Here is a 23,367-nt window from a genome sequence, read left to right as displayed (position 1 = left end):
ATTGACACATTCCGTTACAACTGTATATACTGTATATACACAGTTGTATATCCGTATGGTGGTGACTTCATGGATATAAAATTAACTAACGCAAGCGACAAACCGATTTATGAACAAATTTCAGAACAAATCAAAAAGGCAATCATCACAGGAATATTGAAACCCGGGGATCCGCTTCCCTCCATCCGCAGTCTGGCAAAAGAGCTGAAAATCAGCGTGATGACGACAAAGAGAGCCTATGCGGATTTGGAACGGGACGGATTTATCGTCACTTTTGCCGGAAAAGGAAGTTTTGTCGCGGAACGGAACCAGGAGTTTTTGCGGGAGGAATTGCTTCGCCAAACGGAGGAACATTTATTAAAGGCTGTTCAAACGGCAAAGCTTGCGGGAATCAAGGGAAATGAATTAATTGACCTTTTGTCGATGTTAGTGGAGGAGGAATTGGAATGACGAATGCTATCGAAGTGACGAATCTGAAGAAATCATTTCCTCAATTCCAATTAAAAGATGTTTCTTTCCAATTGCCAGCCGGCACCATTATGGGATTCGTCGGAGAAAACGGCGCCGGAAAGACAACGACGATTAAATGCCTTTTAAATTTGTTAAAAAAGGAGCACGGGGAAATCAAGATTTTTGGCCTTGACCATTCAGAACATGAAACAACCATAAAGGAACACATTGGCGTCGTGTTTGATGAACTCTATATACCGGACACATTGCATGCAACCCATATCAACAACATTTTGGAAAAAATCTTCGACCGTTGGGATGAAGCTTACTACGCCGATTTATTAAAACGATTTAAAATCCCCTTTAAAAAGCCGATTAAACAGCTTTCCAGGGGGATGAGGATGAAATTATCCATTGCGATCGCTCTCTCCCATCATCCCAAATTGTTAATTTTGGATGAACCGACAAGCGGGCTTGATCCGATTGTAAGGGATGAAATCCTGGATCTGTTCATGGAGTTCATGCAGGATGAAGATAACAGCATTTTATTCTCCACCCATATTACATCGGATTTGGAGAAAATTGCCGATTACATCACCTTCATTCATGACGGGGAAATCGTCTTCAGCAAAAATAAAGACGAATTGTTGTACGACTACGGCATTTGGAAAGGAACCATCGAGCAATCCATGGAACTGCCGGAACATGCGAAAATTCGCATGCGGAAAAATGCTTTTGGCATCGAGATTTTGGTGAATCGCAAAGAAGTAAACAGCGCCTTTACGCTTGATAAGCCGACCATTGAAGATATCATGTTATTTTTCGTGAAAGGGGTTCATCCATGAGAGCGCTTATTTTGAAAGATTTGTATGTGATGTTCTATCAAAAGAACTTAATGGCAATCTTAACAGTGTTATTTTTCATCGCTTCTTTCTTTTTTGGAGACCCTGGATTGCTGACGGTTTTTCTCAGCGTTCTATGCATAACGCAAATCAATATGCTCCTTGGCTATGATGAAACAAGCAATTGGTACCGGTTTGTCTATACTCTGCCGGTCAAAAAAGCCGATATCGTAAAAAGCAAATATATTTTGAGCTTAATTCTGCTTTTCTTCATCGTCTTAATCATCTTGCCTGTATCCTTGATTACGAATATAATGGCCGGATCCGCTATTGCGCTGAAAGAAACCTTTCTAATTTTAAGCATTGTCGGCTCCAGTCTGCTTATTATATTGGGGATTATCATTCCAGTAATCATTAAATTCGGAATTCAAAAAGGGCGTATTTTTATACTGGCTTCCATTTTTATCCCGGTGATTGCCGTAAATGTCTTTTCCAATGGGAATATAGTTGTACGGTTAATTGAGTTCATTGACTTAATCAGTCTCATTTCTTTGCCGGTTGCAGCAATTCTTTTCTATTTGTCCTATAAACTTTCCGTTTCCATTCTGAAGAACAAAGAGTTTTAGCATGGAAGCGTTCGTCTGATATTGCATTGTGAAACGTCCTTCCTTTGCGGCCAGCGCCACCCCTTTTGTCGCCCGCAGCGGGTTGGCGCGGTTCATGCGGCCGTAACGGGGGCAAAGATTAAAAAAATTTACTATTATAATAAGTAAGGCTGCCCTGAAAGTTTCATGCTTTCCGGACAGCCTCTTCTTTCATGCATTGACAATTTTTCTTTCATAATTTTGGACATCCTGCCCGATGATGGCCACCGCCGGTTCAACGGAAAAAATCTTTTGGATGAGCGCCGTCACGGAATCCATGGAAATCGCCTCGATCTTTTCGATGATTTCGTCGATTGTCAGATGACGGCCAAAAATCAGCTCGTTTTTCCCGTTCCGCGTCATCCGGTTCGTCATGCTTTCCATATTGAGCAGGAAGCTTGCTTTCAGCTGCTCTTTCCCATTCTCCAGTTCCCCTTCAGTCACACCATCCCTTTTTATTTTTTCGATGGATTTGACGATCGTTTCATGCAAAATGGATAATTGCTGATTATTGGTGCTTCCGTAAATGGTAATTGCCCCGACATCCATATAACAGGAAGGATAGGAGTAGATGGTATAAGCCAATCCTTTTTCCTCCCTGACTTCCTGGAAAAGGCGCGAGGACATGTTGCCTCCAATGATGTTATTTAATGCGATAAAGCTGAAATAATTTTGGTCTTTTACACTGATGGCGGGATAGCTCATTGCAATATGGGACTGCTCCACATCCCTTTCTTTGACGAAATGGCCGGAATGAAACTTCGGATATGTCAAATGGAGAGGCACAGCCTTTTCGGATGGCTCGAAATGCCCAAACAGCGATTCGATATGTAACAATAATTCCTTTGAAATATTTCCAGCGAGGGAAATGACGACATTTTTAGGATAATAATGTTTATCCATATAGTTTTGAATCATATTCCGATCAAATGTTTGAAGGGTTTCCTTTGTTCCCAAGATGGGAAGTCCCAGGGCATCATCAGGGTACATGACCCTCCATAACCGTTCATGAATATCGTCATCCGGGGCATCCTCGCTCATTAAAATTTCCTCCAACACCACTTGACGCTCTTTTTCCAATTCATTTTTTTCGAAAACTGAATGGAAAAACATATCCGCCAATATATCAATGGCCAATATTCCATGATGATTCAGCACTTTTGCGTAATAGCATGTATTTTCTTTCGTTGTAAACGCATTCAATTCTCCGCCGATGCGGTCAAACTCTTCGGCAATTTGCCTTGCTGTGCGGGTGGAAGTCCCTTTAAAGAGCATATGCTCAATAAAATGGGTAATGCCATTTTCTTCCGGCAATTCAAAACGGGAACCCGCTCCTACCCAAATTCCCACAGAAATGGAACGGATATATGGAATATGTTCATATACAATCCTTACGCCGTTTTGGCAAGTATAAACGCTAACCAATTTTCAACCTCTTTCTATTACCTTTTCATGTAGTTTCTTTATCAAAACTACTACTTACTTTACAAAATATTCAAGAATATGAAAAGTTTTTTGCTAAATTAACCAAAATAAAAAGAGGTTGTTCCCCTTCCTTACAACCTCTCAGCTTCTTATCGTTTTGAATTCGATTTTAGTTTTGCACGTTCCCTGTCCTCTTTGATTACCACTTTTCTGGACAAGTTGATGCGTCCTTGGTCATCGATATCGATGACTTTTACAAGCACTTTATCTCCCACTTTAAGCACATCTTCGACGCGGTTTGTCCGTTCTTCCTGGATTTCGGAAATATGCAATAATCCGTCTTTTCCAGGGAAGAGTTCACAGAATGCTCCGAAACGTTCAATCCGTTTTACTGTCGCGAGGTAATATTCGCCGACTTTCGCTTCACGGACGATTTCTTCGATGATTTCTTTCGCACGCAAGTTCATTTCTTCATTCACGGATGAAATGTAAATTGTACCATCTTGTTCGGTATCGATTTTAACGCCTGTTTCATCGATGATCCGATTAATCGTTTTGCCTCCGGAACCAATAACATCGCGGATTTTTTCCGGATTAATTTTAATGGAAATGATTTTTGGCGCATATTTGGAAACTTGTTTGCGCGGTTCTGCAAGCGTTTGTTTCATGTGTTCCAAAATGATCATACGGCCCTCTCTCGCTTGCAACAACGCTTCTTCCAGGATTTCGCGGGATAAGCCGTCAATTTTAATATCCATTTGTAAAGCTGTAACACCTTTTTCCGTTCCGGCCACTTTAAAGTCCATATCTCCAAGATGGTCTTCAATGCCTTGGATGTCCGTTAAAATGGTATAATTTTCGCCGTTTTTCACAAGCCCCATCGCAATTCCTGCAACCGGCGCTTTAATTGGCACTCCGGCGTCCATCATCGCAAGGGTGCTGGCACAAATGGATGCTTGTGAAGTAGAACCGTTGGATTCCAATACTTCAGACACACATCGGATGGCATATGGGAATTCTTTTTCATCCGGAATGACAGGGAGCAATGCACGTTCACCTAATGCACCATGACCGATTTCGCGTCGGCCGGGACCACGCATTGGACCAGTTTCGCCAACCGAAAATGGAGGGAAATTATAATGGTGCATGAAGCGTTTTGATTCTTCCAAGCCTAATCCGTCGATAATTTGCACATCGCCTAATGGACCTAACGTACAAATGGAAAGCACTTGCGTTTGGCCGCGGGTGAACAGACCGGAACCATGGGCGCGCTGCAAAAGACCGACTTCTGATGAAAGAGGCCGGATTTCGTTGACTTTGCGTCCATCCGGGCGCACTTTTTCCACTGTAATTAAGCGCCGCACTTCTTCTTTCAGGATTTTATCTAATACCATATTCACTTGTTTAAGTGTATCTTCTTCCGCTTCCTGTTCTTCGTAATGGGCAATCACTCTTTGTTTTACTTCTTCGATGGCTTCTTCGCGGGCCAATTTCTCCACTGTTTGGATTGCGGCGATCATATCTTCTTCGCACATTTCTCTGACCGCTTTTTCAAGCTCGGCATCGATTTCGAACAATTCCACTTCGATTTTTTCTTTGCCGACTTCCGCGACAATTTGTTCCTGGAACTGAATTAATTTTTTAATTTCTTCATGGCCAAACATAATGGCTTCGAGCATTGTTTCTTCCGGCACTTCTTGCGCTCCGGCTTCCACCATATTGATGGCATCTTTATTTCCCGCCACCGTTAAATGAATTTTACTTTTCTCGGATTGAGCTACATCAGGATTGATGACAAATTGTCCGTCGACATATCCCACATTCACGCCTGCAATCGGTCCATTGAACGGAATATCCGAAATGGAAAGCGCCAATGATGAACCAACCAATGCGGCCACTTCTGTCGGACAATCCGGATCGGAAGACATGACGATTGAAATAATTTGAACCTCATTGCGGAAGCCGTCCGGGAACATCGGGCGAATTGGACGGTCAATCAAACGGGATACCAGGATGGCATGTTCGGATGGACGTCCTTCGCGTTTTATAAAGCCCCCAGGAATTTTTCCTGCGGCATATAACCGCTCCTCATAGTTTACTGTGAGAGGGAAAAAATCCAAAGCTTTCGGTTCTTTGGACATCGTTGCCGTACAAAGCACTGCCGATTCTCCGTAGCGGACGAGGACAGCGCCATTGGCCTGTTTTGCCAATTGACCGACTTCGATGATTAATGGGCGTCCGGCCCAGTCATATCGATAGACTTTCTTTTCGGTCATAGAATGAATCTCTCCTTTCTTCTTGAAGACAACCGACATGATGATGGTGATACCATTAGTAAGTGTATCAAAAAAGCAATTTCTATGCTAAACATTTTCAATTAAATTATGGTAATTTTACATTAATTGTTCCTTTCTTTCGTACTGTTTTTTGGATAAATAAAAAGCGGGAGAATACCCCGCTTTTTATTATCGACGAAGACCTAATTTTTCAATTAATGCACGGTAACGTTGAACGTCTTTTTCGCGCAAATATTTCAATAAATGACGGCGGCGTCCAACTTTTTTAAGAAGACCGCGTTGAGAATGGAAGTCTTTTTTATGAACCGCCAAGTGATCGTTTAATACGCGGATTTCTTCTGTTAAAATTGCAATTTGCACTTCCGGAGATCCAGTGTCTCCTTCGTGAGTTTGGAATTCTTTGATGATTTCGTTTTTGCGTTCTTTTGAAATAGCCATTATGCTTCCTCCTATTTTTTTATTACTCCTTTAGCACAGTCAACCGTCGGAGAGTCGGTATGCCGAGCTAAGGAATGTAATAATTTTCATTCACTGAATGATAATATCACAATTCAATGAATGAAGCAAATTATTTTTTTGAAAAAAATTCAATGGCCTGCTCTTTGTCGCGGGTAATCTGGGCTTTCAAGGATTCGATGCCATCAAATTTTTGTTCGTCCCGAAGCCGTTTATACCAATAAACTTTCACTTCTTCTCCATAAATATTTTTTTGAAAATCCAAAATGTGCACTTCAATTGTTAATTGCTTTTCTTCGGGGTTTTTAAAGGTCGGTTTAAAACCTACATTGCAGATGCCGTTATAAAGTTGATTTTGTACAAGCACTTTTACGGCATACACGCCTACTTTCGGAATAAAACATCCTTCCTTTGATTGAATATTGGCAGTAGGAAAGCCGATGGTACGGCCCCTTTTATCACCTTGTACAACAATTCCCGGAACTTGATAAGGACGGCCCAATAATTGATGGACCGTTTCCATGTCCCCTTCCCTTAAACATTTCCGGATGCGGGTGGAAGAGATTTTTTCCCCATCTTCTATTTGCTTATCCACGACTGTCACTCCAAAATCCCCCCGGGACAATTTTTTCATTAACTCCATATTTCCTTTTCCAAAAGCGCCGAATGAAAAATCAAAACCTGCCGTGACATGTTTGATATTCAAGTCGCGTATAAAATATTGGATAAATTCTTCCGGTGAGAGTTTGGCAAAATCGGAAGTGAATTGAACAACAAATGTTGTGTCAACTCCCATTTCTTCCAAAATTTCCAATTTCAACGGGAGAGGAGTAATATAAAAGATTTTTTCATTGCTGTTTCCCAATACAATGGAAGGGTGGGGGTCAAAAGTCATTACGGCACTTTTGACATTTAGCTCTCTCGCCTTTTCCATCGCAGTTTTTATAACCACTTGGTGTCCTTTATGTACCCCATCAAAAAAGCCGACCGCCAGGGAATAGGAAGTGGAAGGATCTACTTTATCTAATTGATACGGATATTTTAAATGGATTACGTTCATTCATTTGTCCTCCTAGAAATTATTTGGAAACATCTTTTCCGGTTTCATGAGCCCCGGCTTCTCAGGATGTTTCGTATATACGGCAATCGCCTTCCCGTTACGGCAAAAAACAATTTTGTCATTCTTTTTTAATAATGAATGGAGTTTCAAAATTTGTCCATTGCAAATTTTTTTCTCCATCGAAGCATCCATTTCAATGAAAGGATAAGCGGATAAGGCTTTTTCAATGGGAAGGAGAAGCTGTCGGACCCTGCCTTCTTCCGCAGCTTTTTCAACTTCCCGAAGAGTCACGCAATCCTGTTTCGTAAAATTCCCTGACGCGGTTCTGACAAGAGAAGCCATATGGCTAGGATATCCCAGCAATTCTCCAATTTTTACTGCAAGCGTGCGAATGTACGTACCTTTGCTGCATTTTACACGGATTTTAAATTTGATCTCTTGCCCTTCAAACAGTTCCCGTTCATCAAGGAGCTCCAGTTTGTAAATGGTCACTTTTCTGGATGGACGCTCTATTTCAATTCCTTTCCTCGCATATTCATAAAGTTTGACTCCCTTTACCTTTACGGCCGAATACATTGGGGGAATTTGTTCGATTTCGCCGGTCAATTTTGATAACACCTTTAGCAATTGATCTCTGGTGATCCTTTTGTAAGTCGCATCTTCTTCCACCGTCTCTCCCTCGGCATCTTCCGTAGTCGTGGAACGGCCGATGGATACATATGCTTCGTATGTTTTGCCCGCGTCCATTAAATATTCAGAGATTTTCGTCGCTTGTCCGATACAAATCGGCAATACTCCTTCGACTCCCGGATCAAGGGTCCCCGTATGGCCTATTTTCTTTGTTTTTAATATTTTTCGGAGTTGAACAATACAGTCGTGGCTTGTTAAACCACTCTCTTTCCATAATGGCAAAATTCCGTCCACTTGAATCCCCCCAGACTTCAATAAAAAAAGCCTACCTGCATGTAACGTTATGCAGTCGCAGGCTTTTTGTCGATATCGGTTTACGCTTCTTCGTCTTCCTTGATGGAACGTAAAAGCTGTTCAATTTTGTTGCCATATTCTATAGATGAATCAAATTTGAACGTAATTTCAGGAGTTTTTCGCAGGCGAATGCGATGGCCGATTTCGGAACGGATAAACCCTTTCGCCCTTTCCAATGTTTTTAACGTTTCTTCCCGTTCTTCATCAGTTCCTAAAGTCGAAATATAAATCGTGGCCTGTTGAAGATCGCCTGTCACTTCGACATCCGTTACGGTAACAAATCCAAGGCGGGGATCCTTCAATTTTCGGCCGATGATGTCGCCCAGCTCTTTTTTTATCTGTTCAGCAACACGATTTGCACGCAGAGACATAAATGTCACCTCTTTTAAGAAAGCAGAGTAAAAGTACAGGTTCATGTACTTTTATCTACTTTTCTTGATAGTGTTATCGTTATTTTAGTTGGAATCCGAAAAATTATCCCTTATAAATATTCCCGGGATAATTCCAACAGCTCCCATGTTGGATTCGATTCCAAAAATTCGATTACATGATCGATTTCCCGATCCGCCGCGGAACGGGATGAGGCAACGGTCACCACGGCAATTTTTGTCCGCTGCCACACGTCCTGATGATCGATTTCCGCAACAGATACGTTAAATCTTTGTCTTGTTCTCGATATCATCCTTTGGAGAACTGCACGCTTCTCTTTTAACGAATGGGCATCCGGAATCACAAATTCCGCTTCCAAGTAGACAATCATTTTCGCTCAATTTCTTCCATTACGTAGGCCTCGATGATGTCGCCTTCTTTAATATCGTTGAAGTTTTTAATTTGCATACCGCACTCGAAGCCTTTGACAACCTCTTTTACATCGTCTTTGAAGCGTTTTAAAGATGCAAGTTCCCCTTCGTAAATGACAATTCCATCACGGATGACACGGACGTTGGCATCACGGGTGATTTTGCCATCAGTCACGTAAGAACCTGCAATTGTACCCACTTTGGAGATTTTGATTGCTTGACGCACTTCCGCCTGACCGATGACTTTTTCTTGATATTCCGGATCAAGCAATCCTTTCATGGCAGATTCAATTTCTTCGATTACTTTATAAATGATGCGGTGCAGGCGAATTTCCACGCCTTCTTCTTCCGCTGCCCGTTTAGCATTGGCATCAGGACGTACGTTAAAGCCGATCACAATCGCATTGGAAGCTGCTGCCAGGCTGATATCGGATTCCGTAATCGCTCCTACGCCAGTATGGATAATTTTTACTTTTACCCCTTCCACATCGATTTTCATCAATGAGGAAGCCAACGCTTCTACAGAACCTTGTACGTCCGCTTTGATGATAATGTTCAGCTCTTTAATATCCCCTTGGGACATTTGTTCGAACAAGTTATCCAAAGTAATGCGTGCTTTTTGGGCACGGCTTGCCTGTATTGCCATTTGCGCACGCGCTTCCCCGATTTCCCGTGCCGTTTTTTCATCTTCAAAGACTACGAAACGGTCACCTGCCTGAGGAACCTCATGCAATCCCGTAATTTCCACCGGTGTTGCAGGTGTGGCTTCTTTTACGCGGCGGCCTAAATCATTGACCATTGCACGGACGCGGCCAAACGTATTTCCGACCACGATCGGATCGCCTACTCGCAATGTACCGTTTTGCACCAGCAATGTGGCTACAGAACCGCGGCCTTTGTCCAAGCGGGCTTCGATTACCGTACCGATTGCCCGGCGGTTTGGATTTGCTTTTAATTCAGAAACTTCCGCGACGAGCAAAATCATTTCCAACAGCTGGTCAATTCCTTCGCCTTTCAATGCAGAGATAGGCACGTAAATTGTATCCCCGCCCCAGTCTTCAGGAACTAGTCCGTATTCGGTTAATTCTTGCATGACGCGCTGAGGGTTTGCTGTCGGTTTGTCAATTTTATTGACCGCCACAATGATTGGAACATTCGCCGCTTTTGCGTGGTTAATGGCTTCCACTGTTTGTGGCATGACACCGTCATCGGCTGCCACAACAAGTACAACGATATCCGTGATTTGCGCACCTCTCGCACGCATTGTTGTAAATGCTTCGTGGCCTGGCGTATCAAGGAAAGTGATTTTCTTTCCGTTAATATCTACTTGATATGCACCGATATGTTGTGTTATGCCCCCGGCTTCCCCTTCCGTCACTCTTGTGTGCCGGATTGCGTCCAATGTCGTCGTTTTTCCGTGGTCAACGTGACCCATGATCGTTACGACCGGAGGACGTTCCACCAATTCTTCTTCCGGATCTTTTTCTTCGAAATAAATATTCAAATCCGTTTTATCGATCCGTACCTCTTCTTCCACTTCCACGCCATAATCTGCGCAAACCAATTCAATGGCGTCTTTGTCAAGGGATTGGTTAATTGTCGCCATGATACCGAGCATGAAAAGCTTTTTAATGATTTCCGAAGGTTCCCGGTGCAATTTTTTTGCAAGTTCCGCAACCGTTAAAGATTCATAGAAAGTGATCTTTTCCGGAAGTTCTTTTTTTACTGGCTGTTGAGGCTGCTGCTGTTTGGATTTTTGGCGTTTTCCTCCATGAATGCCGGGTTTTTTGCGTTGTGGGCCTTTATTTTTTGAATGATGGAGACCATCCTGTTCTTTCGCCGCTTTGTTCCTTTTTATTTTTTCAAAAGAAACGTGAACATCGTGATGGTCGTCATGATCTTCTTCTTTCTTTTGAGATTGCTCTTTTCTTTTTACGTCTTTATGTTGCGGCTGTTTTGGTCTATGTTTTCCTTCAGCCTTTTTCACATGTTCATCGCTTTCATGTGTGCTGAAGATTGCATCCAGTTTCGCTACCTCTTCTCCGTTAAGCGTAGACATGTGGTTTGAAACATTTATGTTTAATTTTTTTAATTCTTCAATAACTTCCTTGCTAGGTCGATTCACTTTCTTGGCATATTCATGAACTCTCATTTTGGTCATTTGCTCACCCCCGATGAATTTTCGCTGAGTAGGCTGGACATTTTTTTGGCAAAGCCTTGGTCGGTAATGGCTATGACAACCCTGGCTTCTTTTCCAATCGCATGCCCCAGCTCGTAGCGATTGCCGAATATATGGCACTCAACATTATAAAACGTGCATTTGTCTTGTATTTTTTTTCTTGAATTGTAGGCTGCATCCGAAGAAAGAATTACGAGCTTCGCATTGCCGCCTTGAATTTCTTTGACAACCAGTTCTTCGCCGGAAACGACTTTCCGCGCTCTTGTCGCCAATCCCAACAATTGCAGAATTCTTGTTTTATTCATTTTTCAACAGCTGCTCCCTGCGAATAAGCCGTATTAACTCATCATAAATTTCGTCCGGAATTTTTACATCTAAATGGCGTTCCAACACCTTGCTTTTACGCGCCTTCTCGACAACTTCTTCCGATTTGGAGACATAGGCGCCGCGGCCGGATTTCTTTCCGGTCGGATCTACAAATACCTCTCCTTCTTTCGTACGGACAATGCGAAGCAATTCTTTTTTCGGAAACGATTCACCAGTAACGACGCAACGGCGCAAAGGAACTTTTCTTTTCGTTGGCACGCAGATCACCTTCCCTCATACGCATTCCATTTTAAGCGATTTTTTTAATCAAGAAAATCTTAGAAAATCATATCAATTTATTCTTCATCGACTTCAACATTTTGATAGAGATCAATTTGCTCGAAGGAAGTTTCGTCTTCTTCCTCTTCTTCTTTTTTGAGAAGAGGGCTGTTTTCATTTGGATAGATGCCTAATTCGCGGGCCTCGGACTCGCTTTTAATATCGATTTTCCAGCCAGTCAATTTTGCAGCAAGTCTTGCGTTTTGTCCGCGTTTTCCGATGGCAAGGGATAGTTGATAATCCGGAACGATGACCGTCGTCGATTTTTCTTCTTCATTGACAATGACATCCAGCACTTTTGATGGACTTAGCGCATTGGCAACAAAAATGACAGGATCTTCTGACCATTCAACAATATCGATTTTTTCACCATTTAATTCGTTGACAATGGCTTGTACGCGTGCTCCCTTTGTACCGACGCAGGCACCTACTGCATCCACTTCGGGATCATGGGCGTAGACGGAGATTTTGGAACGATCTCCTGCTTCACGGGCGATGGATTTTATTTCTACAATTCCATCGTAAATTTCCGGAACCTCCATTTCAAATAATCTGCGGAGTAAACCGGGATGCGTCCGGGATACGATAATCTGTGGCCCGCGGGTCGTTTTTTCTACTTTTGTAATGTAAACACGGATGCGTTGTTGAGGTTTATATTCTTCTCCCGGTATTTGTTCATGTACCGGCAGCGCCGCTTCTACTCTCCCAAGATTGATATAAACATTACGGGCATCTTTTCTTTCGATGATCCCGTTGATGATATCATCCGTGCGATCCACGAATTCTTCATAGATTACCGTTCTTTCCGCTTCGCGGACACGTTGGGTTACGACTTGCTTAGCCGTTTGCGCGGCAATACGTCCGAAGTTGCGGGGTGTCACTTCCTGTTCGATGATATCGCCAGGTTCATAAACACTGTTGATTTTTCTGGCTTCTTCCAGCGATATTTGCAATCGCGGATCTTCCACTTCCTCAACGACTTCTTTTCTTGAAAAAACTTTAATTTCCCCAGTTTCCTGATTAAAATCGATGCGGACATTTTGCGCTTGATTGAAATTGCGTTTATAAGCCGTAACCAGTGCAGCTTCGATCGCTTCCACCAATACTTCCCTTGAAATGCCTTTTTGCTGTTCCAGAGCATTTAAAGCTTCTAGTAATTCACTGCTCATCGTTTCTTTTCACTCCTAAATTAATATGATGAAAAATCGATTGCCAATCGAGCTTTCGCAATCTTTTCCTTTCCGATTTTTACAAGAACATTGCGGGTTTTTACACGAATTTCGACTTCCAGGCTGTCTTCGTTGTTGGATCTTAAATATCCGTAGAACTCTTTCATGCCTTCTACCGGTTCATACGTCTTGATGTAAACGTATTTGCCGACCGCTTTCTCAAAATCTTTTTCTTTCTTCAGCGGGCGTTCTGCTCCCGGAGAAGAAACTTCTAAATAATAGTTTTGTGCAATAGGGTCCTTTTCATCCAGCACCGCACTTAGCCGCTCGCTTACCAGTGCGCATTGTTCAATATCTATTCCACCTTGAGGGGTATCGATGTATACACGGAGGAACCAGGTGCGGCCCTCTTTTACAAACTCAATATCCACTAATTCCAAATTTAATTCTTCCAAAATCGGAGTTACCAGCTGTTCAACGGTCGAAGTAATTTTGCTCATATAATCCTCCCAACGTATCGTTTCCTTGGCTAAAAACAGAAATTCCACCATAAAATGGTGAAATTCGAAATCCGTGTACGTATGAAATCGACCCTCCTGGTGGAGAGCTGAATCCTGACCTGTTTCAACAATAGAAAAGAGCGGGAAACCCCACTCTTTTGCTGCAGAAATATCAACAATTTATTGATATTACAATAACACAATCTCTTAAGAAATGCAAATTTAAGAAACACTTGCGGCAAGATGCGGGAAAAAGACATTCATTACCGATCATATTGCAGCTAGAATAAAGATAATTGATTGTTGTCCGGCAAACCGTCCAAAACCCCCAATTGTTCCATATACTCAATCAAGGATTTTGATACGCGTCCGCGAGTTTGCAAGTCTTCCTTGGACAAAAACTCCTGTTCATCCCTCGCTGCTACAATTTGTTTCGCAACGCTTTCGCCAAGGCCCGGGATGGCATTAAACGGAGGAATAAGCGAATTCCCCTCAATCACAAATTCGGTCGCTTTTGATTTGTACAAATCGACATTTTTGAAACTCATGCCTCTTTCACACATTTCAAGGGCAATTTCAAGGACCGTCAATAAGTCTTTTTCTTTTTTCGATGCATCCAAACCTTTTGCATTGATTTCTTCGATTCTTGTACGGATTGCCCTTGAGCCTTTGATCATCGCCGGCAAATCGAAATCTTCCGCCCGGACAGTAAAATATGCGCAATAATAGGCAAGCGGGAAGTGCACCTTAAAGTATGCCACGCGGACCGCCATTAATACATAAGCAGCGGCGTGAGCTTTCGGGAACATGTATTTAATTTTTTTGCAAGATTCGATATACCAGTCCGGCACATCATGTTCCCTCATGGCCTTTTCCATTTCTTCCGTCAATCCTTTCCCTTTGCGGACGGATTCCATCGTTTTGAAGGCAAGGGATGGATCCAAACCTTTGTAAATCAAGTACACCATGATGTCATCTCGGCACCCGATGACTTCCGAGAAGGAACATACATTGTTGGCAATCAGTTCACTCGCATTTCCGAGCCATACATCCGTACCGTGGGAAAGCCCTGAAATTTTCAGGAGCTCCGCGAATGTTTTCGGTTTTGTGTCCTCCAACATTTGGCGGACAAATTTTGTTCCGAATTCCGGAATGCCGAGGGTACCGGTATTGCATAAAATTTGTTCCGGGGTTACCCCGAGCGATTCGGTTCCGGTAAAGATTGCCATCACTTCGGGGTCATCCGGCGGAATGGTTTTCGGATCGATGCCCGTCAAATCTTGAAGCATCCGGATCATCGTCGGATCATCGTGTCCGAGAATATCCAGTTTTAAGATATTATCATGGATCGAATGGAAGTCAAAGTGCGTTGTGCGCCATTCCGCATTTAAATCGTCCGCAGGATATTGGACCGGCGTAAAATCGTAAATATCCATATAATCCGGAACAACCAGGATTCCTCCGGGGTGCTGTCCGGTTGTCCGTTTTACCCCGGTGCACCCCTGGGCCAAACGGTCGATTTCCGCCGAACGCAAATTGAGATTATTATCGTTTGCGTATCCTTTTACAAAGCCGTATGCCGTTTTTTCAGCCACCGTACCGATTGTTCCCGCACGGAATACCTTATCTTCCCCGAACAGCACCTTCGTATAATTATGAGCACGGGGCTGGTATTCCCCGGAGAAGTTCAAGTCGATATCCGGAACTTTGTCCCCATTAAACCCGAGGAATGTTTCAAACGGAATATCTTGTCCGTCTTTTTTCAAAGGGGTGCCGCATTCAGGGCAGTCTTTGTTCGGCAAATCGAATCCGGAACCGATGGAACCGTCCGTAAAGAATTCGGAATAGTGGCAGTTCGGACAAACATAATGCGGCGGCAGAGGATTGACTTCCGTAATTTCCATCATCGTTGCGACGAGCGAAGATCCCACAGATCCCCGGGAACCTACCAAGTAGCCGTCCTCCAACGATTTTTTCACGAGTTTGGCAGAAATTAAATAAACGACTCCAAATCCGTGCCCCAAAATGGAGTTCAATTCTTTTTCGAGGCGTTTTTCAACAATTTCCGGAAGTTTTTCCCCATAAATTTTATGGGCCATTTCATAAGTCATCCGTTTGATTTCCTCTTCGGCTCCTTCGATCACCGGCGTGTAAAGTTTATCTTTGATCGGCTTCACATCGCCGATCATATCGGCGATTTTTTGGGAGTTTGTCACCACGATTTCCTTGGCAAGATCCGGCCCTAAAAACGCAAATTCTTCCAGCATTTCATCCGTAGTCCGGAAATGCACTTTTGGCAGCGGATATCGGTTAAGAGGATTGGCTCCTCCTTGGGAAGATACGAGGATTTTCCGATAGATGGCATCATGTTCGTCCAAATAATGCACATTGCCCGTCGCGACGACAGGCTTATCCATTTTCTTGCCGAGCTTTACAAGCTTCCGGATGATATCCTCCAAGTGCCATTCATCGTGAATCGTTCCGCTGTCCAACAATTGTGAATATACCGGCTTTGGATGCACTTCAATATAGTCATAGAATTCCGCCACTCTTTCCGCTTCTTCCGGCGATTTGTTCATCATCGTTTCAAACAGCTCGCCGTTGCCGCATCCGGAACCGATGATTAATCCTTCCCGATGTTTCATTAAATCGGAACGGCGGATGCGGGGAACGCGGTAGAACGTTTCCGTATGGGAAATGGAAACTAATTTGAACAGGTTTTTCAATCCGACATTATCGACCACCAAAATCGTGCAGTGGTATGGTCTGGATTGTTTGTAGGAGTCCTGTCCGCCCATGAATTTGTTGAAATCGTCATGGTATTCGATGCCTTTTTCCTTTGCTTCTTTCAATAGATGCAGCAGCAAATATCCGGTGGCCTCCGTGTCATAAATCGCCCGGTGATGCTGGGTAAGTTCAATGCCGTATTTTTTACATAGAGTATTCAAGCGGTGATTTTTTAAGGTTGGATTTAACAATCTGGACAGTTCAAGGGTATCAATCACCGGATGTTTGACCCCTTTAATTCCCGCTTTTTCATAGGCGGTATAAAGGAAACCGGTGTCAAAGGATGCGTTATGGGCAACGACAATCGCATCTCCTATGAATTCATGAAATTCCCTTATGACATCATCCACTTCCGGTGCATCTTTCAACATATCATCGGTAATATGCGTCAATTCCACGATATTTTTTGGGAGAGGCCGGTGCGGATTGGCAAAACGTTCAAATCTGTCAATGATTTTGCCGTCACGGATTTTCACCGCCGCCAATTCAATAATCGTATCGTACGCAGTGGATAATCCGGTTGTTTCCACGTCAAATACGACAAATGTCGCTTCATCCAGTTTGATATGTTGTTCTTCATAGGCAATCGGAACACCATCATCGACCAGGTTCGCTTCCAAACCATAAATGATTTTAATGCCGTATTTTTTTCCGGCGGCATAGGCTTCCGGATAAGCTTGCACAACGGCGTGATCGGTAATCGCGATGGCGGGATGCCCCCACTTTGCCGCTTGCGCAACAAGGCGGTCGACCGGAGTTACCGCGTCCATTTGGCTCATCGGCGTATGTAAATGCAATTCGACCCGTTTTTCCCCCTCAGGTGCGGTGTCTTTTCGAGGCTCTTTATGAATTTCATTGATATCATTGGCAATCATCACTAATTCGCGCACAAATGTATCATTTTGCACAGAACCTCTGACCCTTACCCACATTCCTTTTTTAATGCGGGCCATTTTCTCGGCATCATCATTGTTGCGGGAAAACATTTTCACCAAGATGGAGTCCGTGTAATCTGTCAGTTTCATTTCCAGCAATGAACGGCCGCTTTTCAATTCTTTTATTTCTACGGCAAAAACGTGCCCTTCGATGACAATGCGGCGCTCTTCTTCCACTATCGATTTGATTTCGGCAATCTCCGGATCGTGGATCATAGAACCGATTTGCACAGGACCTTCTTCAACCGGAGAAGGTTCATTCTTCTCTTTCTCTTTTTCTTTTTCACGCTTTTGAAAATCTTCAATGGCTTGTCTTGCCAATTCGATTTCTTCCCGTTTACGCTGTTCCATCAACCGTTCCTGTTCCGCTTTTTCTTCTTCCGATGCTTCGACCAATTTGAAATCCACCGTAATCGGAGGAAATCCGAAACAAGCATACGTTTCTGAAATGATATCCCGATACTTCGATTTCAACGTCAATTGTTCCATTTCGGAAATACAGGAAAGAATGAGCTTATTTCCTGTCCAAACCGGGACTTGGCAAGTCAATCGTTTTTTCACCGGCGGAGAGGCATCAATCCGCTCCACGACAGATAACCAATATTCGGAAATGAGATTTTCCGTCACTTGCGGATTTTCTGTTTTAATCGTGAGTACCGTCTGGGCTATATGGTGAAATGCTTCCATCAAGCGGGTGTAAAATAGTTGATATACTTGAAATGGCAATATATTTTTCAACTTCACGGAGAAATTCCAAATTCTCTTTTTCTTATGAACGGTCAACCGGGTTAGTTCCCCCTGTTCAAAAAAGGGCATGTAAATATCATCCGTTAATTTTAATTGGGATAAAAGCATCCGCAAGTTCTCTCTTGCTTTTGAATGTTCCATCCAATTCACCGCCTTTCCTCCGATGGAATAAAAAATGAAAAGAATTCGCACAACTCGTGACAAGGCGGACAAGCGGCCTGTCTTTGAGAGCAGCGAATTCCATAAGTTATCCCAACTAAAAATTATACACTATTTTTTAAAAGTCTGTTTGAAATTATTCCGTTCGGTAAAATTCATTTAACCGGTCGATCAGTTCTTCTTTCACGCATTCAACTGTTTCGCCCGTTTTCCTGTTTTTCAATTCCACAATTCCGTCTTTTGCTTTTTTGCCGGCTGTCACACGAATCGGTAAGCCGATTAAATCAGCATCAGCAAATTTCACGCCTGCCCTTTCATCCCGGTCATCAAATAAAACATCGTAACGATATGTCGTCAAAATATTATAGAGGAGTTCTGCAAGATGATGTTGCTCTTCATCCTCTGCGTTTGCTGCCATGACATGCAAATCATAAGGTGCCAAATGTTTTGGCCAAGAAAGCCCTTTTTCGTCTTGGAACCGCTCCGCCAGGACAGCAAATATTCTTGTAAGGTCCAATTGAAAGCTTGCTATTTGCAAAGGGATTGGTTTTCCATCCTGTCCGGTAATGGTTGCCCCCATTTTTTCGGCATAGGCAGGATTGATTTTGGTTAATCGCCCTATCGAAATCCCTTTTTCAAGCTGAATCGTTCCATGGCCATCAGGGGAAGGATCCCCTTCTTCGATGTATCGGATATCTTCATATAAATTAATGGCAAAGTCGCGATTCGGATTAACGTTGATATAATGATAGCCCTCTTCATTTGCACCGCTGGCCCCGTTTACAATGGACTTAATCCCATGGTCGGCAATGACCATTATGTCAATGGGCAATTTAATTGGACCGATGAAGCCTTTCGGGCAACCGATGTTTTCCACGATTTCTTCATCGCTCGCAAATCGCACATTTGTTGCATTCAATATTTTTGCTATTTTTCGTAAATTTAATTGATGGTCGCCGCGAACGAGAGCTACAACAATCTTGCCATCGACATTTAGCACGAGGGATTTGATGCACTTGCTTGGATCAACTTCCAGGAAACCGCACAAATCGTTGATTGTTTGGATGCTTGGTGTAGCAATCTTTTCCAACGGTTTCAAATCTTCATCGAACGGTTCATATTTTCTGGACACTTTTGCAATTTCTGCAATTACCGCATAATCCGACTGATCGGAATAAGCAATCCATTCCTGCCCGATTTCCGTCCGAATGACAAATTCATAGGATTCCTCGCCGGCAATTTTGGTATCCGCTTCTGCCAAATCCACGGTCAATCCCAAGCGGGAAAAAATCCGTTCATACGCTTCCTTCATTTGTTCAAAGCCGTCATTCAAACCCTCTTTGCTGTTATGAAATAAATACGCTTCCTTTACGAGAAATTCCCGAGCCTGCAATAAATCGAGACTTGGCTTTATGTCGCTGCGGAACCGGTTTTGGAATTGGTAGAGAAGAAGCGGCAATTTTTTATACGTTTTGATTTCATCGGAAATGATGGAAGTCATCAACTGCAAATTTGATGCAAACAGCATTTCTTTACGATCGTCCTGCGCAGAACCCGGATGCCCTTTCAGGCTTTCCGCCGATCCGGACTGCCGCAGCAAATCCGTATGTATGTACGGCAATACCACTTCAATCGCATCTCTCTTTTCGATTTCTTCCCGAACTATTTGTATTATTTTTTGCATTACCCTTTTTGCCAAAGGTAAATAAGAATATGTTCCGTTCGGATGTTTTCGAATATAGCCTGCACGCATCAGCATTTGGCAGGATTTCGTTTCCGCATTTCGAGGCACTTCACGCATTGTCGGAATCAACGTTCGGCTTTGTTTCATAAGTGCTCCACCTTTGTTTTCTATCTTTCTTAATAGAATAGCATACCCCTGGAAAGGATGAGTATATACATTTTTTGAATTGTGACACGCCACTCTCTTTTATTCTTGCAAAACCGGAAATACTCCTGCTGTACAAACCTATTTCTTGCAAAAAAAATCGCCTCCGTCGGCAAACCGGATGGCGAAGAAAAAGTTTTATTGGTGGAAAAACAATCGCTGAATATCGTTCCACGTTACAGCAATCATTAAAATCATTAACAACACGATTCCTACGAAATGAACCATGCCTTCCTTTTTGCGGTCGACAGGTTTTCCTCTTAACGCTTCAATGCTGAAGAACATTAATCGTCCGCCGTCTAACGCAGGAAGAGGAAGCAGGTTCATGATACCCAAGTTAATGCTGAGTGCTGCTGTCCAATACATGAGCGTAAAGAAACCGTGTTTTGCAACTTCCCCAGTCGCTTGATAGATGCCGACAGGACCTGCCAAATCGTCAAGGGAAAAATGACCGGCAATTAAATGAACTAACGCTTGCAGAATCAAGACGGTGTATTCCCAAGTTTGTTGAAAACCATAAACAACCGCTTTTATTGGATTTTTCTCAAGAGGGCTTTGGTAGATTACCCCAATTTGCCCTACCTTTTCACCATTTTCCAATTCCACATATTCCGGGACAACCGTCAACTCGGCCTCTTGTCCGCCTCTTTCAACAATCATTGAGAGCTCTTTCCCGGGATTTTCTTTAACATAATTTGTTAAATCTTCCCATTTATCAATTGGATGTCCGTTTATGGATTTTACATAATCCCCGGCTTTCATGCCCGCTTCGGCTGCAGGACTGTCATCCATTACTTCGGAAATAATCGGTTCGTTCGTCGGAACCCCTTGGAAGATTCCCAGAAAAATAAAAATGACAAATGCCAGAATGAAGTTAAACAATGGACCGGCAAAGATTGTCAGTGTGCGCTGCCACAACGATTTCGCTTCAAATGTACGGTCGAAAGGGGCAATGACCGTTTCTTCCCCGTTTTCAATGATTATGGCATTCCGAGCCACGTCGAAGCGCACGAGCCGTTCTTCCTCATCATACCCCTCAATCCATAAATCCTTATTTAAATCCGCCCGTTCCACTTCCATGAATAACACATTGGGATTCTGGACATTTTGGTTCAGATAAATCTTTTCTACTTTTTCATCATCATTTAATACGAGACCTACCCGATAGCCTGGTTGGAGCTCGATTTGATCAAACTCTTCCCCGGCCATCCGCACATAACCGCCGAGCGGCAATAATCGGATGGTATATAATGTTTCACCTTTTTTCATGCCAAAAATTTTTGGGCCCATACCAATGGCAAATTCCCGCACTAAAATTCCTGACCGTTTAGCAAAAATGAAATGCCCGAGTTCATGAAAGAAAACGATTAAACCGAATACGAGGATAAACGCCAATATTGTTTGCATAAAATACCACCTTTAAAGCCGCGTTGGAGTTTATTGTACCATACTGAGCACTTTTTTTCTTGTTTCCTTGTCCACATGCAAAATTGTTTCCAAATCCGGGTTCGAAATATTATCATGGTTGTCCATAATCCGCTCGATGATTTCTTCAATTTCCAAAAATGTAATCTTCTCCTGCAAAAACAATTGCACTGCCGCCTCATTTGCAGCATTCATTGCCGTTAAAATTGTCCCGCCCATTCGTCCTGCTTCATAAGCCAATTTTAACGCTCTAAACCGTTCAAAATCCACCTTTTGAAAATGCAGCTGGCCAATTTCCGCCAAATTTAACGGTTTGCCGCCAATGAGTGGCAAACGATCCGGATAGCTTAGTGCATATTGGATCGGCACCCGCATATCCGGTGTGCCCAATTGGGCGATGATGCTTGTATCTTGGAACTCCACCATTGAATGAATGATGCTCTCCTTATGAAGCAATACATCGATTTGATCAAACGGCATTTCGAATAATACATGGGCTTCAATAACTTCCAATCCTTTGTTCATCATCGTTGCCGAGTCAATCGTAATTTTGGCCCCCATTGACCAATTCGGATGATTTAAAGCTTCTTTTACAGTAACATTTTTTAATTCCTCGCGGGTTTTATCCCTGAATGCGCCGCCGGAAGCCGTTAAAATGAGACGTCGAATCTGTTTTGGGTTTTCCCCGTTCAACGACTGAAAGATGGCTGAATGTTCACTGTCAACCGGCAAAATCGGCGCATGATGCATTTTCGCCTCTTCCATCACAAGATGCCCGGCGGTTACGAGAGTTTCTTTATTCGCGATGGCAATCGTTTTCCCCATTCGTACAGCCGCCAATGTCGAAGGCAATCCGACACTGCCCAAAACGGCATTCACCAAAATGCTCGTATCCGGATGGGTTGCGACTTCTATCAGCCCTTGTTCGCCGTATGTAAAATTTATATGTGGAAACTCTTTTTTTAATGCATAGGCATCTTTTTCTTCCTGCACAGAGACCAGCTCCGGCTGCAATGCCTGGATAATTTCACGGGTCTTTTCTATATTTTTTCCTGCAGAAAATGCAACAAGCCGAAACTCTTCAGGATGGTTTAGTAAAATATCGCAAGTTTGCAATCCGATTGAGCCTGTTGCCCCCAACAAACTGATCTTTTTCAACATGTTCCTTCCCTTCGTTAGCTGACAAAATGCAACAAGTTAAGTAAAGGTAACACAAACAATAAGCTGTCAAAGCGGTCCAAAATTCCTCCATGACCTGGAAGAATCTTGCCCGAATCTTTCACATCATAATGTCGTTTGATGGCGGATTCCACCAAATCTCCCAATTGTCCGAAAACGGAGCTGACAATCGTTACTAGAATAAGTATAAACCAAGGTTTATCAAATGGGTAAATTATATGCATAATACTTGTAATCACGATTGCGGTGAGTATGCCGCCAAAGAATCCTTCAACGGTCTTATTCGGGGAGATTTCCGGCCATAATTTATTCTTGCCGAATTTTCTTCCGATGAAGTACGCTCCGGAATCGGTGGACCAGACGATGAGTAAGGCAAAAATAATGAACTCCAGTCCGGCGTTTCTCGTTTCGATCAAATAGTAAAAACCGATGCCGACATATAAAGCGGACAATAATACAAACCCGATTTCATCAAAGGTAAATTGGTTCTTCACAATAACCGAATGAATCAACAATAAAAGAGCCGCTATGACAAGAAACTCCAATTTTGAATAGGAAGTCGCTTCATGCAATTTATTGGCCCATTGATCGGGCATTAACAGGATATATACGGTCATGAACCCGACGAATCCCGGAACTGAAAAAATGGACATTTTCTTCATCCGCAGCAATTCAAACATTGCCACTGTCGCCATAGCATAAACCAATAAAGCAAAAGGAAGTTTACCATAAACTACAAACGGGATAAAAAAGGCAGCTGCTATGACTGCTGTTATAATCCGTTGCTTCAATCGAT

General features: G+C 43.0%; 20 protein-coding genes. 3 read left to right on the top strand and 17 right to left on the bottom strand.

Features of this window, described 5'->3' with window-relative positions; genetic code table 11:
- The first annotated feature begins 69 nt into the window (after nucleotides 1-69).
- Genes NST62_RS04150 through NST62_RS04140 form a run of 3 tightly spaced genes read left to right on the top strand, consistent with a single transcriptional unit; the run spans nucleotide 70 to nucleotide 1,918 of the window.
- On the top strand, nucleotides 70-450 hold the full coding sequence (locus NST62_RS04150; RefSeq protein ID WP_141601612.1) for a GntR family transcriptional regulator: 381 nt from the start codon (nucleotides 70-72) through the stop codon (nucleotides 448-450).
- Nucleotides 447-1,295: an ABC transporter ATP-binding protein gene (locus NST62_RS04145; protein ID WP_328215087.1), complete on the top strand. Its 849-nt coding sequence runs from the start codon at nucleotides 447-449 to the stop codon at nucleotides 1,293-1,295. The genes NST62_RS04150 and NST62_RS04145 overlap by 4 nt, the downstream gene beginning before the upstream one ends.
- On the top strand, nucleotides 1,292-1,918 hold the full coding sequence (locus NST62_RS04140) for an ABC-2 transporter permease (RefSeq protein ID WP_141601610.1): 627 nt from the start codon (nucleotides 1,292-1,294) through the stop codon (nucleotides 1,916-1,918). Before NST62_RS04145 ends, NST62_RS04140 begins: the two co-directional genes overlap by 4 nt.
- 189 nt (nucleotides 1,919-2,107) lie before the next feature.
- Here NST62_RS04140 and NST62_RS04135 read toward each other — a convergent pair whose 3' ends face one another.
- From NST62_RS04135 to NST62_RS04055, 17 genes are all read right to left on the bottom strand, one after another.
- A complete protein-coding gene (locus tag NST62_RS04135; RefSeq protein ID WP_328215085.1) occupies nucleotides 2,108-3,361 on the bottom strand; it encodes a pitrilysin family protein in 1,254 nt (417 codons plus the stop codon).
- 149 nt (nucleotides 3,362-3,510) lie between these two features.
- Nucleotides 3,511-5,637 carry a polyribonucleotide nucleotidyltransferase gene (gene pnp, locus NST62_RS04130; RefSeq protein WP_141601608.1) on the bottom strand — a complete coding sequence of 709 codons (2,127 nt, stop codon included), beginning with the start codon at nucleotides 5,635-5,637 and terminating at the stop codon, nucleotides 3,511-3,513.
- Nucleotides 5,638-5,826: 189 nt separating this feature from the next.
- On the bottom strand, nucleotides 5,827-6,096 hold the full coding sequence (rpsO, locus tag NST62_RS04125) for a 30S ribosomal protein S15 (RefSeq protein WP_141601607.1): 270 nt from the start codon (nucleotides 6,094-6,096) through the stop codon (nucleotides 5,827-5,829).
- Between the two features lie 130 nt (nucleotides 6,097-6,226).
- Complete coding sequence (gene ribF, locus NST62_RS04120) at nucleotides 6,227-7,174, bottom strand: riboflavin biosynthesis protein RibF (RefSeq protein ID WP_141601606.1); 948 nt, start codon at nucleotides 7,172-7,174, stop codon at nucleotides 6,227-6,229.
- 12 nt (nucleotides 7,175-7,186) lie between these two features.
- Entirely contained in the window at nucleotides 7,187-8,098 is a 912-nt protein-coding gene (gene truB, locus NST62_RS04115) for a tRNA pseudouridine(55) synthase TruB (protein WP_141601605.1), read from the bottom strand.
- An 80-nt stretch (nucleotides 8,099-8,178) separates the two neighbouring features.
- Nucleotides 8,179-8,529, bottom strand: coding sequence for a 30S ribosome-binding factor RbfA (rbfA, locus tag NST62_RS04110; protein WP_141601604.1), 351 nt, complete (start codon nucleotides 8,527-8,529; stop codon nucleotides 8,179-8,181).
- A 110-nt stretch (nucleotides 8,530-8,639) separates the two neighbouring features.
- Entirely contained in the window at nucleotides 8,640-8,918 is a 279-nt protein-coding gene (locus NST62_RS04105) for a DUF503 domain-containing protein (protein ID WP_141601603.1), read from the bottom strand.
- A complete protein-coding gene (gene infB, locus NST62_RS04100) occupies nucleotides 8,915-11,119 on the bottom strand; it encodes a translation initiation factor IF-2 (RefSeq protein ID WP_141601602.1) in 2,205 nt (734 codons plus the stop codon). Before infB ends, NST62_RS04105 begins: the two co-directional genes overlap by 4 nt.
- Nucleotides 11,116-11,442: a YlxQ family RNA-binding protein gene (locus NST62_RS04095; protein WP_141601601.1), complete on the bottom strand. Its 327-nt coding sequence runs from the start codon at nucleotides 11,440-11,442 to the stop codon at nucleotides 11,116-11,118. Before NST62_RS04095 ends, infB begins: the two co-directional genes overlap by 4 nt.
- Nucleotides 11,435-11,722, bottom strand: coding sequence for a YlxR family protein (locus NST62_RS04090; protein WP_141601600.1), 288 nt, complete (start codon nucleotides 11,720-11,722; stop codon nucleotides 11,435-11,437). Before NST62_RS04090 ends, NST62_RS04095 begins: the two co-directional genes overlap by 8 nt.
- Nucleotides 11,723-11,799: 77 nt before the next feature.
- The gene (gene nusA, locus NST62_RS04085; protein WP_141601599.1) at nucleotides 11,800-12,951 is read right to left on the bottom strand and encodes a transcription termination factor NusA; all 1,152 of its coding nucleotides are present in this window, start codon (nucleotides 12,949-12,951) and stop codon (nucleotides 11,800-11,802) included.
- Between the two features lie 20 nt (nucleotides 12,952-12,971).
- Nucleotides 12,972-13,451: a ribosome maturation factor RimP gene (rimP, locus tag NST62_RS04080; protein WP_141601598.1), complete on the bottom strand. Its 480-nt coding sequence runs from the start codon at nucleotides 13,449-13,451 to the stop codon at nucleotides 12,972-12,974.
- Between the two features lie 281 nt (nucleotides 13,452-13,732).
- The gene (locus NST62_RS04075) at nucleotides 13,733-18,061 is read right to left on the bottom strand and encodes a PolC-type DNA polymerase III (protein WP_141601597.1); all 4,329 of its coding nucleotides are present in this window, start codon (nucleotides 18,059-18,061) and stop codon (nucleotides 13,733-13,735) included.
- 154 nt (nucleotides 18,062-18,215) lie between these two features.
- On the bottom strand, nucleotides 18,216-19,910 hold the full coding sequence (gene proS / locus NST62_RS04070; RefSeq protein ID WP_328215076.1) for a proline--tRNA ligase: 1,695 nt from the start codon (nucleotides 19,908-19,910) through the stop codon (nucleotides 18,216-18,218).
- A gap of 195 nt (nucleotides 19,911-20,105) precedes the next feature.
- On the bottom strand, nucleotides 20,106-21,374 hold the full coding sequence (gene rseP, locus NST62_RS04065; protein WP_141601595.1) for an RIP metalloprotease RseP: 1,269 nt from the start codon (nucleotides 21,372-21,374) through the stop codon (nucleotides 20,106-20,108).
- Between the two features lie 30 nt (nucleotides 21,375-21,404).
- Nucleotides 21,405-22,550: a 1-deoxy-D-xylulose-5-phosphate reductoisomerase gene (gene dxr, locus NST62_RS04060; RefSeq protein ID WP_342463277.1), complete on the bottom strand. Its 1,146-nt coding sequence runs from the start codon at nucleotides 22,548-22,550 to the stop codon at nucleotides 21,405-21,407.
- A 17-nt stretch (nucleotides 22,551-22,567) separates the two neighbouring features.
- A complete protein-coding gene (locus NST62_RS04055) occupies nucleotides 22,568-23,362 on the bottom strand; it encodes a phosphatidate cytidylyltransferase (protein WP_141601593.1) in 795 nt (264 codons plus the stop codon).
- Nucleotides 23,363-23,367: the final 5 nt, after the last annotated feature.

Source organism: Ureibacillus sp. FSL K6-8385, assembly GCF_038593155.1.
In the GTDB taxonomy this organism is placed as follows: Bacteria; Bacillota; Bacilli; order Bacillales_A; family Planococcaceae; genus Ureibacillus; species Ureibacillus terrenus.
Note: the sequence above shows the minus strand (reverse complement) of the source record. Positions and strands in the feature narration are given on the sequence as shown.